At 54.0% G+C, this 12968-nt stretch carries 9 protein-coding genes and 5 tRNA genes; 2 read left to right on the forward strand and 12 right to left on the reverse strand.

Annotated features, from left to right (window positions below; translation table 11 throughout):
* The 11 genes from P157_RS0100850 to P157_RS0100900 form a co-directional block, all read right to left on the reverse strand.
* The gene (locus P157_RS0100850; RefSeq protein WP_026759346.1) at positions 1 to 738 is read right to left on the reverse strand and encodes a tRNA1(Val) (adenine(37)-N6)-methyltransferase; all 738 of its coding nucleotides are present in this window, start codon (positions 736 to 738) and stop codon (positions 1 to 3) included.
* Positions 738 to 1868: a PSP1 domain-containing protein gene (locus tag P157_RS0100855; RefSeq protein ID WP_026759347.1), complete on the reverse strand. Its 1131-nt coding sequence runs from the start codon at positions 1866 to 1868 to the stop codon at positions 738 to 740. The genes P157_RS0100850 and P157_RS0100855 overlap by 1 nt, the downstream gene beginning before the upstream one ends.
* A 31-nt stretch (positions 1869 to 1899) precedes the next feature.
* The gene (gene holB, locus P157_RS0100860; protein ID WP_026759348.1) at positions 1900 to 2898 is read right to left on the reverse strand and encodes a DNA polymerase III subunit delta'; all 999 of its coding nucleotides are present in this window, start codon (positions 2896 to 2898) and stop codon (positions 1900 to 1902) included.
* 19 nt (positions 2899 to 2917) lie between these two features.
* Positions 2918 to 3316, reverse strand: coding sequence for a YaaR family protein (locus tag P157_RS0100865; protein WP_369793440.1), 399 nt, complete (start codon positions 3314 to 3316; stop codon positions 2918 to 2920).
* 176 nt (positions 3317 to 3492) lie between these two features.
* The gene (locus tag P157_RS0100870) at positions 3493 to 3825 is read right to left on the reverse strand and encodes a hypothetical protein (RefSeq protein ID WP_026759350.1); all 333 of its coding nucleotides are present in this window, start codon (positions 3823 to 3825) and stop codon (positions 3493 to 3495) included.
* 106 nt (positions 3826 to 3931) lie between these two features.
* Positions 3932 to 4534 (reverse strand): 3D domain-containing protein, encoded by a 603-nt coding sequence (locus P157_RS13555; RefSeq protein WP_037368050.1) that lies wholly within the window; start codon positions 4532 to 4534, stop codon positions 3932 to 3934.
* A gap of 202 nt (positions 4535 to 4736) precedes the next feature.
* Positions 4737 to 4822 (reverse strand) — tRNA-Tyr (locus P157_RS0100880).
* Between the two features lie 7 nt (positions 4823 to 4829).
* Positions 4830 to 4907: transfer RNA gene (locus P157_RS0100885), tRNA-Arg, on the reverse strand.
* Positions 4908 to 4934: 27 nt separating this feature from the next.
* Positions 4935 to 5011, reverse strand: a tRNA-Ile gene (locus P157_RS0100890).
* Positions 5012 to 5038: 27 nt separating this feature from the next.
* Positions 5039 to 5114, reverse strand: a tRNA-Gly gene (locus tag P157_RS0100895).
* Between the two features lie 6 nt (positions 5115 to 5120).
* Positions 5121 to 5196, reverse strand: a tRNA-Gly gene (locus P157_RS0100900).
* A 502-nt stretch (positions 5197 to 5698) separates the two neighbouring features.
* On the opposite strand from P157_RS0100900, the gene P157_RS15225 reads away from it, so the two are divergent.
* Positions 5699 to 7098 (forward strand): IS3 family transposase gene (locus P157_RS15225; protein ID WP_230578423.1). Its coding sequence is split into 2 segments (ribosomal slippage): positions 5699 to 6245 and positions 6245 to 7098, totalling 1401 coding nucleotides; the frame shifts between segments, so codons are not numbered across the junction.
* A 571-nt stretch (positions 7099 to 7669) separates the two neighbouring features.
* Here the strand turns inward: P157_RS15225 and P157_RS0100920 are convergent.
* The gene (locus tag P157_RS0100920; RefSeq protein WP_155266675.1) at positions 7670 to 12154 is read right to left on the reverse strand and encodes an AAA domain-containing protein; all 4485 of its coding nucleotides are present in this window, start codon (positions 12152 to 12154) and stop codon (positions 7670 to 7672) included.
* A gap of 235 nt (positions 12155 to 12389) precedes the next feature.
* Here P157_RS0100920 and P157_RS13560 point away from each other — a divergent pair, with 235 nt between their 5' ends.
* Entirely contained in the window at positions 12390 to 12941 is a 552-nt protein-coding gene (locus tag P157_RS13560) for a hypothetical protein (protein WP_037368442.1), read from the forward strand.
* Positions 12942 to 12968: the final 27 nt, after the last annotated feature.

Below are 12968 nucleotides of genomic sequence, written 5' to 3' on the forward strand. Positions count from 1 at the left end.
TTACATTCCATATATCTGTAAAATTTCGTCGGTATAGGAGCCGTCGTCTTGGTGGACGATTAATGGCGGCAGAACTTTTAGGCCGCCGGGACTTGCTCCTACCACGGCTTCTATCAGCATCATATTGGGCGCTTTGCCCGCCTTGGGCTGCACCATCTGCAGGCGTTTGACCTCCATCTGCTTTTCATGGAGGGCCACAATGATTTCGCCCAGCCGCTCCGGCAGGTGTACCATGCCGAAGTGACCGCCAAAGCGCAGGCCGTAGCGTGCCGCCGCCACGACATCCTGCAGGGTGGCCGTAAACTCGTGGCGAGCCCGTGCCACGCCAGAGAGTTTATTGGCCTGCCCCTCTCCCACCGGACGATAGGGGGGATTGGCGAGCACCACATCAAAGGATTCGGGCTTATAAAGCTCCCGAATGGCACGATAGTCGCCCTCGCGCACGAAAATCTTTTCCTCCAGCTCGTTGAGCCAGACATTACGGGAGGCGAGTTCAGCCATAACGGGATTTAGCTCCACGGCGTCCACACGGGCTACCTCATCGGCGATAATCAACGGGATTACGCCTGTACCCGTGCCCAGTTCCAATACCTTTTGGCGGGACTTTAACGACAAAAAATGAGCCAGCAGCACGGCATCCAGTGAAAAGCAGAATTCCTGCGTATTCTGGATGATATGCCGCCCGCTCTTCATCAAGTCGTCCAGCCGTTCATATTCGCCTAAACGTACTTCCCGCATCAGTGGCGCTCCCGATTATCCCGGCTCCGCTTGTCCCCGCGCTTGTTGTTCTTGGGGCGGTTGTCCCGGTTCCCCCGGCGGTGGCCTGCGTCCCGGCTGCGGTTATGGCTGTTATGAGAACGATGGCCGCCCTCACGGCGGTTATCCCGATTCTCCCGATTTTCACGGGGACGGCGCTCCCGCCGCTCGCCGCGGTCGGAATGTTTATTTTCTGCACCTTCGCCAAAGTCCTCAGCCAAAATCTCTGCGGCCTCAGACTCCTGTTCCTCGTAAGCCGCCATCATGGAAGCGGCCATGCTGGTATCGTCCTCATCCTTTTCGATGACATCTTCCCAGGCCGCCACAATCGTACGGCCGGAATCGAGCAGGATGGTGGCCGAGCGGCGCTGCTGGTTCAGCGAGATGACCTTGCCCTCGCCTTCCACGGACACCACACGGGAGCCCTGGGAGGGCGGCATGATTTTTTTCTGCTGATGGGGGCAGTTATCCCCGCAATAGCAGTCGTTTTCGTATTTCAGGCAACACATAAGGCGGCCGCAGATACCGGAAATCTTGGTAGGATTGAGCGAGAGATTCTGGTCCTTGGCCATGCGGATGGACACGGGCTCAAAGTCGCCTAAGAACGTCGCACAGCAAAGCGGCCGCCCGCAGCAGCCAATCCCGCCCATAAACTTGGCCTCATCACGGACACCAATCTGGCGCAGTTCAATGCGGGTGCGGAACACAGCCGCCAAATCCTTAACGAGCTCGCGGAAGTCGATACGGCCGTCAGCGGTGAAGTAGAAGATAATCTTGTTCATGTCGAAGGTGTATTCCACCTCCACCAGATTCATGGGCAGGCCATGGGCTGCGATTTTTTCCTCGCAGATGCCAAAGGCTTCCTTTTCCTTCTCCTTGTTCTCCGCGATGCGGCGGATGTCGGATTCATTGGCAATGCGGTGCACGACCTTGAGCGGCGGAACAATCTTGTCCTCCGACTCCTCCCGCGGGCCGATTACAGTCTCGCCGCATTCCATGCCCCGGGCCGTCTCCACAATAACCTTATCACCGAGCTTGATGTCCAGATTGCCCGGCGCAAAATAATAAATCTTGCCCGCCTTCTTGAAGCGGACACCGATAATCGTCTGCATAAAAATCTCCTACATTTATATATAATCTGCCCTAGCGGCAGTCCATTAAGCGAATAAAATAACCTTCCATCTGCAGGCGCAAATTCACATTGGCCTGCAGGCGGTGCAGCAGTTCGCGGGTCTCCCGAAGCATGGCAAAGAGCTTTCCCTTGGAAAACTGCGGCAAAAGTTCTGCCAGCCGCCCCCGCAAATCGCCGTTATAAAGCAGGGCTGTGCCACCGTCGTCGTAGAGCAGCAGCATATCCCGCAGCAACATATGAAAGTAGCCCACCCATTCGGCCAGACTCTCTCTATCCATTTCCCCTTTGGCCGCCGCTTCCTCCCATAATTTTGACAGGTTAAGGGAGGGCAAAGCCACCAGGAACGCAAGCGCATTATCCCGCAGTTCCAGCCCGCCATGCTGGGAAAGCTTCAGAGCCTGCCCTAAGCTGCCATCGGCCAGAAAAGCCAGTTTTTCCGCTTCGTCTGCGGGCAGCTGCCGTTTCAGCAACTCGCCCCGAACTTCCTCATGGGAAAGAGGCCCGAAGGCCAGCGGCATACAACGGGACACAATGGTATCCAAAAGGCTGCTTCTGTCACGCGCTATGAGAATAAAGGTTACCTGCCCTTCCGGTTCCTCCAGCGTCTTTAAGAGGCTGTTGGCCGCAGGCTCGTTCATGGTATCCGCATCATCAATGAGCACCACCCGGCGCCCGGCGCGCACCGCGGAGCGGGACACCACCGTCTGCATCTCCCGGATTTCCTCAATGCGTATGATGCGGGTGGACTTGCCCCGCACCTCCGGCACCAGCTCATAGTAATCGGGGTGAGTGCCTGCCGCCATAGCCCGGCAGTTGTCGCAAAGTCCGCAGGGAGCATGGTCATGGCCACAGAGAATAGCGGCCGCAAGAATCTGGGCACAGAGTTTCTTGCCAATCCCCGCCGCCCCGGTAAAGAGCAGGGCATGGGGAAGGCGCCCCTCCTGCAGGAGAGCCGTCAGCTCCTGAACCTGTGCCCTATGACCTGTCAAACTGTCCCAACGAATTTCCACAATTTCCACTCACTTAATTTCACATATACAAATCCACCAGCATCCCACGGATGGCATCATGGCTGGCCACGATGTCGAGCTGGTCAGACTGTCCCAAACGGATTTTCTCCGCCATTTCTTCCAGCTTCTTGTCGATTTTCCGCACAGTCGTATAGACCTTCTGCCGCCCCATTCTATCCCAGCCGGCCTGGCTATGGAGCTCGTACATGCGGTTCACCGCTTCTCCCACGAAGTTCTTGATTAATGTGCGGTAGGATTTCAGCTCATCATAAGTAGGGGTCTTGGAAAGCCTTGCCCCTTGCTCGTCAATCTGCTTCAAGAGTTTGTCCAGCTGCTCCGTTGAGAGGCTGTCCTCCTGCTCTAAAAGCTCCATGGAAAATTCCGTATCCCCGCTTTCCACCCGCTCTTCCCGGCCCATTACCCGGGTAAAAGCTGTCTCCTGGGTGGCACGGCTGTCAACTTTCAGTGGCATAATCATCACCCGCTTCGCCTAGGATTTGTTATACTTAGCTATAATAAATTATAGCGGTTTAATGGGTATTATGCAATAGAAAAACCGCCCCCGCAGGGACGGTCATTCGTGGAAAACAGGAATCAATGATGATGTCTGTTCTGACGCTCATAGTCCGCCTTAATCTGCTTGACGGCCTCATCATGACGATTCTGTTCATGCTTCATTTTCTTGTCAAATTCCTGCTGCGTAATCTTGCCATGTCTGAGCTCATAACGCAAGGACAGGATGTTCTGTCTGTGCACACGTTCCTCTTTCTGCATGCGGTGGCTGTACTCATTGTGGGTGCCATCTTCGTAAGCAGCCTCATGGTGAGCAGCTTCCGTAACAGAAGTCATGGACATGCCGGCAATGCCGAAGCTCATTACGCCAGCCAAAGCCAATGCGGCGATTTTCTTATGATTTACCTTAAACATTGTATCGACTCCCTAACTCGATGGATTTATTATCATACCATCCTTACTATACATTGTTTTCAGATTCTTTTCATTAGGAACGGATTAAATTTCCATTAATTTTTGATTAGGTTTCTTCAATGATGATGATTTCCAAATCCCGCCGTCCGAAAGCCAGGGCTTCTTCGTGACTGTCAAAGGCCACGTCGATGCGGTGTCCCTTGATGGAGCCGCCGATATCTTCGGCCACGGCCTCACCGTAACCGGGAATGAACACGCGGGTGCCCAAGGGAATCATGTTGGGGTCCACGGCAATGACACCATGACGCACGAGGGTGCCGCTGGCAGTATGTTTGCTGTTGCCCGGGTCGTAGGCACTGTAACCCGAAGCCGACACATACATGGCATGGCCGGTGGGAATGGAATCTCCCTCGTGATGAACCGCATGGGCCTTGGTACGCGTCTTTGCCGGAGTTTCCTTTCTTTCGTAGGTCTTGCCGCCGGAAAGATAATAATAGGTGCCATCACCGCAGATACCGTCCACGGTCAGACCACGGGCTTTCTGGAATTTTTTGATGGCTGCCACCGTCAGCGGGCCGCAATCGCCATCCGCCGCACTTTCGAGGAAGCCCTGCTCAATCAAAAGTTCCTGTACGTGGCGCACAGCCTCGCCTGTGGAACCTTGCTTTACCAATATCGAGGCAGCCGCAGGGACTGCCGTACAACACATGAATACCAGGGTAAATAAGACTAACCGAAATGTTTGCTTACGCAATAAAACCACCTCACTAGCTTCTCTATCCATTTTCACTTATGCAATACCAAGGATATTTTAGCAAAAACCGTCAGTTTCCGTCAAACGAAGGCCAAGTCTTTCGTTTCCTGCAAATAACAGAAAAAGCGCCGCTTTCGCGACGCTATGCCTTTTCAAGTGGTGGGCAGGGATGGATTCGAACCATCGTAATCCGAAGATGACAGATTTACAGTCTGTTGCCTTTAACCACTCGGCCACCTACCCATAAAAATGGTGACCCAGGAGGGACTCGAACCCCCGACCCTTTGATTCGTAGTCAAATACTCTAATCCAACTGAGCTACTGAGTCATTGTATATATTGAAGTTTTTTGTAATTGGTGGGCCCACTTGGACTCGAACCAAGGACCGACCGGTTATGAGCCGGTTGCTCTAACCAACTGAGCTATAGGCCCAAGTTTACATCAAACTTACAAACAATATGGAGCGGAAAACGAGACTCGAACTCGCGACCCCCACCTTGGCAAGGTGATGCTCTACCAACTGAGCTATTTCCGCATTTTATGGAGCGGAAAACGAGACTCGAACTCGCGACCCCCACCTTGGCAAGGTGATGCTCTACCAACTGAGCTATTTCCGCATTTTGTCTGACGCTTGACTTCAGAAGTTTTTCTGTGTCTCGCTGACTGACAAAAACTATTATATCCATACCTGCACCATATGTCAACACCTTTTTTCAATTTTTTTCAAAGTTTTTTTCGCAGAGAGGTTTCACGAATGATTTCGAGGCTGGATTCGAGGCGGAAAGGGCGCGGAGGACGGGGGACTATCGGCCATCCGCAAAGCCACGGAACTAAAAATATTTTTTATCCTTAACGCACTGACTGGAAAAGCCAAAACTCGCTGCGCTCAAACAGTAGACTTTTCCAGTCCATACAGCTGAATGATAAAAAATATTTTCTTAACGTTCCGTGCCTACGCTCCTGTCCAATAGTCCCCCGTCCTCCGCTCGCTGTCGCTTTGCTGGGTAATGAGGTACGATATATTCCGGGACTGCTGCAATAAAAAACAGCCTCTGTACACAATCTATGTAGAGACCCCCATAAGTTAGACCAAGGAATCTAACTTATGGGGGTCTTTTTATGGCAAAATATAGTGCAGAATTTAAATGTAAAGTAGTCCAAGAGTATTTGAACGGGGATATAGGTTATACTGCCTTAACAAAAAAATATGAAATCCCTGCCAAAAGACTCATTCAAGAGTGGGTAGGGAAATATCGAGCAATGGGGAAAGATGGCCTTCAACGTTCAAGGAAAAAAGAAATCTATTCTTTCCAATTCAAGGTAAATGCTGTAGAGTTATATTTAAGTACAGAGAGTTCTTACCAAGAATTGGCACTTCGACTAAATTTGAAATCTGCGGGCCTTTTAGCTAACTGGGTTCGACGCTATCGTGCTGTTGGTATAGAAGGTCTCAAACCGCAACGGAAAGGCAGGCGGCCAAAGGTGCCAGATAAAGCCAGTATTACACCAGAATGCAATATAAATCAAGATGAGAAGCTTAAACAGCTGGAAGAAGAAAATCTCAAGCTTCGTATTGAGGTGGCTTATTTAAAAGAACTGAGGAGATTGCGCCTGGAGCAAGAGGCGCAGAAGCGAAAGCAAGGATCGCCCACAGTCTCCGAGGATCATTCAAATTAAAAGACATCCTTGCAGTTATAAAACTCCCTAAAGCCACTTACATGTATTGGCAACAGCGATTCGACCGCCAAAATCCGGATGCTGAGTTAGAATCAAAAATCAAAGCTATTCGGCAAAACAACAAGGACTTTGGTTATCGTCGAATCTGGGGTAAGCTCCGCAAAGAGGGCCTTTTAGTCAATCGCAAGAAGGTTCAGCGACTTGTCCAGAAATTAGGGCTACAGGTAAAAGCTTTCTCTCACAAGAGCCGCAAGTACAGTTCCTACAAAGGTACTGTTGGGCGTATTGCACCCAATCGGCTGCGTCGCCGCTTCGATACATGTATCCCACATCAAAAAATCACCACAGATACCACTGAATTTAAGTATTATGAAATGGACACCAACGGGAATATTCTTACACGCAAGGCATATCTAGACCCGTTCCTTGACCTTTATAATCGTGAAATCATTAGCTTTAGTATCACCAAACGGCCATCATCACAAGGCATTATGTCTGCTTTGGATAAGGCAATTGCCATTACCTGCGACTGCCCTTATCGTCGAACGTTCCATTCCGACCAGGGATGGGCTTACCAAATGGGCAGCTATGTAGGCCGATTAAAGGAAGAACGAATTTTTCAAAGTATGTCTCGCAAAGGCACCTGTCTGGATAATAGCGTGATGGAAAATTTCTTTGGCCTGCTAAAACAGGAAATCTATTATGGGCATACCTATCACAGCTTCGAAGAACTTGAACGAGCTATACGGCATTACATCACATACTACAATAAGCACAGAATCAAAGCTAAGCTGGGGTGGCTCAGCCCAGTAGATTACCGATTACGTCATGCCGCAGCGTAAAAAAAACGGTAGCAGCAAATAATTGCTACTACCGGTAAGGTCTAACTTTATGGGGTCACTACACTATGTACAAGAGACTGGATTTTTGTTATACTGCCTTTAAGGTGCTGTTTAGCGGTTAATATTTGCCCTCAAAAGGGGGCTCGCCTTATGAATGAGATAATCATAATTTTAGTCTTGTTACTTCTCATCCTGATAGAGATAAAAAAATAAACCGCCCCATGCGACCAAACTTGTGGCGGTTTACTTTCATTAAAACGGTAAACTAACGAGGGCGACCGCTGGGCGGCACCTCTTCTTGTGTTCATTATAGCATTTGCCTAAGTCATTGGCAAATGCTATTTTTTTACAAATTAAGCCGTTAAGCTCATCTTGGCGCAGTGCTTGCTTTTTGGCCACAGCCCGCTGCCGCAGGCTGGCCCCTAAAAGAAAAATGCTAAACACCAAGCTGAAAGCCGCGACGTGGTAACCGGAGCGGGTAACTAGGTCAACGGCATGAGCGAGGGAGCCATTTAGGGCGAAGGCCAAAAGCAAGCACCTGCGCCAGTACGCATTAAGAACCACAGCGCTCCTATGCGTCTATTTCCTCTTTATGCCACTCCCCAAGCAGCTGTTCCGCCCGCTGCCGCACCCAAAGGGCCTGCTGCTGGCGCTCTGCGGCGGAATTTTCTGCGGGCGTAGTTTCTCCCGGCACAATCCCGAGGTCTGCCAGCTGGGCTTTTAGTTTTTCCAGCGCGGCTTCGGGATTCAGGTACCAACTGCTGCCCCGCACGCGGAGGAAATGCCAGCCCAGGCGTTCCAAGACCGCCTGACTGTAGCGCTGGCTGGCGGCTTCTTTGATGCTGTCCACCCAGTGCTCGCCGTCGCAGGCAACGATAACCCGGCTGTTGCCGCTGACTGCGGCCACAGGCACGCGCAAACTGCCCACCGCCATATCCTGCAGAATCTGATAGCCTTCGGCCTGCAAGCTGCGGGTGACGGTAAGTTCCAAAGATGTAGGCTGCTGAGGTTCTCTGTCCCCCAAGCCTGCGTCCGGATTTTCTGCATATTCGATAAGCCCCCGGCGCAAATCGCCCTCTTTGAGGGCCGCCGCAGCCATGGAATGAATGACCCAAAGCTGGTCGCGCGCACGGCTGGCGGCGACATTGTAGCGCTTGAGGGTACTACCGGCATGGCCGTCCCCCACAAGGCGCAAGGGGGTATCTTCGGCAGGGCTGTCCACGAGCGACAGGAAGATAACATCCCGCTCGTCGCCCTGAAAATCTGCGGGACTTCCGCAGAGGAAATCGCAGGCTTCCAAGGCGCCAATGCCAATGCGTTCTGCCGCCAGTTCCCGGATGAGTTTTCCCTGCTCGTCGCCTAACAGGGAGATGGCACCGAAGCTCTTGCCCTGATAGGCAGGTTCCTCCAGGCAGGCCGCCAGCACTGCCACAATGTACTCGGCTTCGGCCAGATTTTTCTTGCCGTCCCGCTGGCCCTCAACCTGCACAGGCACCAAGGGCTGCAGACTGCTTCCTCCAGACTCCCGCAAGGGGCGGATACGACCGTCATAAGCCAGCTGATTGGAATAGCCGATGATTTCCGGCACGCAGCGGAAATGTTCCGTCAGCATCCGGGCGGCAAAATTCATCTGGGCAATATCGTAGAGGGAAGAATCCATTGTATAGAGAGAAGCGTGTTTGATTACGCCGTCGATGGTCGTGCCCTGCAGATGGGTGATTTCGGCCGCTGTCACGCCGACGGCTGCAGGGCTCACCTGCTTGTCATCCCCCACGATGATGATTTTCCTGCCGAAGTAGAGCAAGGGCAGAGCCGTAATATCCGCCTGACTGGCTTCGTCAATCAGGATGATGTCAAATTTGGGGCTTGCGGGATTAAGGTTCTGCCAGACACGGGACAGGGGCATAATCCAGGCGGGCACCGCACGCTGCGCTTCCAGCATGCAGTCCCTTGCCTCCCGAATATGGCGGGCCGCATAGCGCCCCTTGCCCTTGCCGAGCTTCTGTACCGCTTTGCTCCAGCCCACCAGACTGGCCTGCAGGCCGGTGCCGGACACATTTTCCAGTAAGTGCTGCCAGGCGCGGGTTTCCGCCAGTTCCGCCGTCACCTGACGCAGACGGCTCGTAAGTTCTTCAATCTCCCCAGCCAGTGCCTGAGCATCAGCCTTGGGCAGCTCGCCAAGTTCCCGCTTGAATTGGGCGTAAAGCCAGGCATCGCCGATATTTTCCGGCACCTGTGCCTCTCCGTCACGGCCATCCTGCCCTGCAATCCGCGCCGCCCACTGCGGCGCAAGTTCTGCCAGCCGTTCCAGATATTCCTGCCTTTTTTCGAACAAGGGCAGGAGTTTTTCGTAGGCTGCCAGTTTTTCATAAGCGGCGGCATAGGCCGCGCTGTCGCCGTCAGCCAGAGCCGCACCGAACTGCCGTGCCAAAATGCCGTCAGCTTCGGCAATGGCCGCCCGCGTCTCCCGCAGGCTGTCTGCCGAGTGCTGCCGTCCGGCCTGCATCAGCAAAAGCTGCTGCCAGCGAGGGAAATCCTCCCGCAGCCAGCGCAGCTGGTCCGCTAGTTCCCCATGAGGGGTGGCAAAATTGGCAGGGCGATAGACAAGATTCATATTCACGCCGGCCTGACGCCAGAGCAGCAGCAAATCCTGCCAGACATTTTCCTGCCAGGAAAGGTAGCCCTGAATTTCCCGCCAGCGGGCGCTTAACAAATCGTCGCAGTCGTCCCCGGAGGCGGCCAGTTCCTCATAGGAAACCATACCGTATGGTTCCAACAGCTGGCGCCACTTGACCCGCACTTCGCTGCGGGCCTGCTGCAGGGCCACATACTGCATGGCCAGCTGGCAGTCCCGCCGACTTTCGAGTCCGTGGCCGTCGATGACAAATTCCCGCTGCACCGCCTTCCAGCCGCTGTGGCAAAGCTTGCGCCACCAGGACAGGCCGCCGTTATCAAAGGTCTCGGACATTTCCGCCAGGGTCTGAATCAGCTCCTGGTTGAGCTCCCGCTTGCCCTGATAGGCAAACTCCACCCCAAAGAACTGGGTCAGGTTCTGCTGTTTCAGCTGCTGTACCCGGGCAATGGAGCGGCCCAGCATCTGCCACATCTCCAGATGAGCCCCCTTGAGCTTGCCGGCCAACATGGCCTCCTGAGCCCATTTTTCCTCCAGCCGGGCAAAGTCAATCTGATCATAGAGCTCCCCGGCCTCCCGCAGCCTGTCCAGGGAAAGCTCCCCGGCCACCTGCTGTCCCTTGCGGCACAAACAGCCCACTTCGTCCAGCGTGACATCCTGCAGGCCCGCCAGGAGCTCCTGCCGCTTATCCTGTTCCGAGGCGGCCAGCTCAATCAGCCGTCCCGCTTCCTCCGGGGACAGCATGCGCCCTCTGTCCGGCAAATCCTCCGCGATTTCCCGCAGGCTTTCCGCCGTAAATACGCCGTTGCTCCGATAGAGGTCGGCAAGTTCATCCTGGCTCAGAGGCAGCACGCCTTCGGCCACAGGGCCCTGCACCACCTCTGCCAGCTCCTGATGGTCATGGATAAAAGCCGCCATGCGGGAGGGAGACCATGCCTTGCCCCCCAGCACAAAATAATCCCGCTTGGCCTCATAGCGCTGCATATCCGCCAGCACCGTGCGCTTTTCCCGCAGGGCATGGAGCAGGGACTGGCGCTCTTCTGCCAAACGCGTGCCCCGCTGGGCAAGCTCCGCCCCATCGCTATGGGCCAGCCGCTCGCAGATGCCGGACACCGACCGCTCCATATCCCCCTTGGCATCATCAATCAGGGACACGCACAAATCCTGAATCCCTGCCGGCAGTTTTTCCTTCAATACCGACAGTGCCTTGTTGGTGGCACTGGTCACCAGCACATGCTGGCCCTGGGCCAGAAAATGGCCCAGCAGATTGGCAATGGTATGGGTCTTGCCCGTGCCGGGAGGCCCCTGCACCACCACCGCCGGTGAGGCGGCAATCTTCCGGGCAATGCCCAGCTGCTCCGCGTTGGCGGCTTTGGTCAGCAGAATATCCTCAGCCTCACCCCGGATGTCATCGAGATTCAGGGTTTCCGGCTCCGCCTTTTCCTGAGGAGCGTCCGGGTCCACAATCCGCAACAGAGCCTCGGGCACATCCCCCTCCTGCTCAATGCGGGCCATGATGGCGCCGATGGAACGCTCCGTCCCCGGCTGCACCTTCCGCAAGAACAGCACCTGCCTATCATAGGTCAGATACCAGTCCGTGGGCAGCACATCAAAACGGTTGGCCGCATAACGGCAGTTGGGCGTGAGAGCTCCGGCATTCTCCGCCAGAAAGGCCTCCATATTCTCCGCCCAGGGATGCAAATCCGCCTCATCCAATGCCTCGGCAAAGGCCCGAATCCCCTCGGCCTCCACCCCCGGCATTTCCTGAAACATATCCACATAAAGTTCCGTGGGATATTCCGCAGACAAAAGCTGCATCTTGCCCTTGTTATCGTAATGCAGGCGCACCCGCTTCAAAATAATCGGATGATTGATGGCCGAATCCAAACCGCTCAAAAAAAAGCCATTGCCCGCCACAAGTTCCAGCCTATCCGGGTCTTTGCGCAATTTGTCGTAAAGCTCATAGAGCTGCATAAAGAGTTCCTGCGTGCGGCTCTTGACCATTTCCCCGGCCCGCCAGAGCGTGCGCTGCCGCTTCCATTTTTCCAAAGCCGCCAGACGCACCCCGGAATCCACAAACCGCTCCGTCACATCACCGAGCCGTTCGTCATGGCGCAGGCGTTCTTCCCGCACCTCGATATCCGTCACGGCAAAATCCCGCCAGTTGGGCGTTCGAATCCAGCCCAAGAGGTCAAAGGGCAGTTCCGGGCAGGGAATAAACTCCGGCTTTTCCACTTCCAGCAGAACATCCTCGCTGACGCCTTCCGCCTGCGGCAGCACGCGAATCCGCTTAGGGTCCACGGGCAACTCGTCCAGGAACAGCGACCACTCCTCCTCTTTGATACTGCGCACCAATTTTTGCCGCAGGGAAGCCACCTTGCGGATATAATCCAATAACTTTAAGACCTTTTTCTGGTTATCCATATAAACCTCAGAACCATTCACATTTTCACCAGGGTTATCCACAGATTTATCCACTAATCCACAATTTTGGGGATAAATCTGTGGATAACTTCCTTTTGCTCGTACACCTTTTTAAGATATTCGACTGATTTCGGCCAGTTCCTGCTAAAATTTCTAATGGCATTTTAATTTGACGCAAGCAACCACTCGGTATATACTGACCTTAATGAGGGACTCTGCTAAGGAGGTTTGCTTTATGAATAAAAAATCCTTTGCCCTGCTGGCGGCGCTGACCGCAGGAAGCTGCTGTCTGAGTACAGTCATTACAGGCGGTACAGCCAGTGCTGCGCCGCTGGGCAGCGTGGGCATGCCCAATCCCATGAAGGCCTATGACAGCGTGGCGGAAGCCAAAGCCGCAGCCGGTTTCCAGCCTCTCTACCTGCCGTCCATGACGGGCTATCATGTGAGCCATGTCTGGGTGATTGCTGGCGATACCATCGATATCGAATACACCGCTGATGGGAAAATCGCCACAAAATTCCGCCTGCGCACCGCCCGCTGCACAGAATTGACCAACGACAATATCAGCGGCATTTACGGCGCAAAATGGGAAAAGCAGACCATCGGCGGCCTGCCTGTGTCCGTGGCGCAGGTTCCCGCCGAACGCAAAACCTACCCCGAGGGCTACGCCGCCCACTGGACGTACAACAACATGCTCTTTGCCGTCAGCGCGGAAAACATCGGCAATCCGGAGTTCATGCACCTGCTGACAGACGGCCTGGTGGAAATGAGCAAGAACTATTTCTAAATACGCCTATAGGAAAAGCCGCCCGAA

It is taken from the genome of Selenomonas ruminantium AC2024, assembly GCF_000687995.1.
Taxonomy (GTDB): domain Bacteria; phylum Bacillota; class Negativicutes; order Selenomonadales; family Selenomonadaceae; genus Selenomonas_A; species Selenomonas_A ruminantium_B.

Bases quoted from the DNA above. Each gene is read 5' to 3' on its own strand.
- P157_RS0100850 (WP_026759346.1), bottom strand. From the start codon at position 738: ATGCGGGAAGTACGTTTAGGCGAATATGAACGGCTGGACGACTTGATG.
- P157_RS0100855 (WP_026759347.1), bottom strand. From the start codon at position 1,868: ATGCAGACGATTATCGGTGTCCGCTTCAAGAAGGCGGGCAAGATTTAT.
- P157_RS0100865 (WP_369793440.1), bottom strand. From the start codon at position 3,316: ATGGGCCGGGAAGAGCGGGTGGAAAGCGGGGATACGGAATTTTCCATG.
- P157_RS0100870 (WP_026759350.1), bottom strand. From the start codon at position 3,825: ATGTTTAAGGTAAATCATAAGAAAATCGCCGCATTGGCTTTGGCTGGC.
- P157_RS13555 (WP_037368050.1), bottom strand. From the start codon at position 4,534: ATGTGTTGTACGGCAGTCCCTGCGGCTGCCTCGATATTGGTAAAGCAA.
- P157_RS0100920 (WP_155266675.1), bottom strand. From the start codon at position 12,154: ATGGATAACCAGAAAAAGGTCTTAAAGTTATTGGATTATATCCGCAAG.
- P157_RS13560 (WP_037368442.1), top strand. From the start codon at position 12,390: ATGAATAAAAAATCCTTTGCCCTGCTGGCGGCGCTGACCGCAGGAAGC.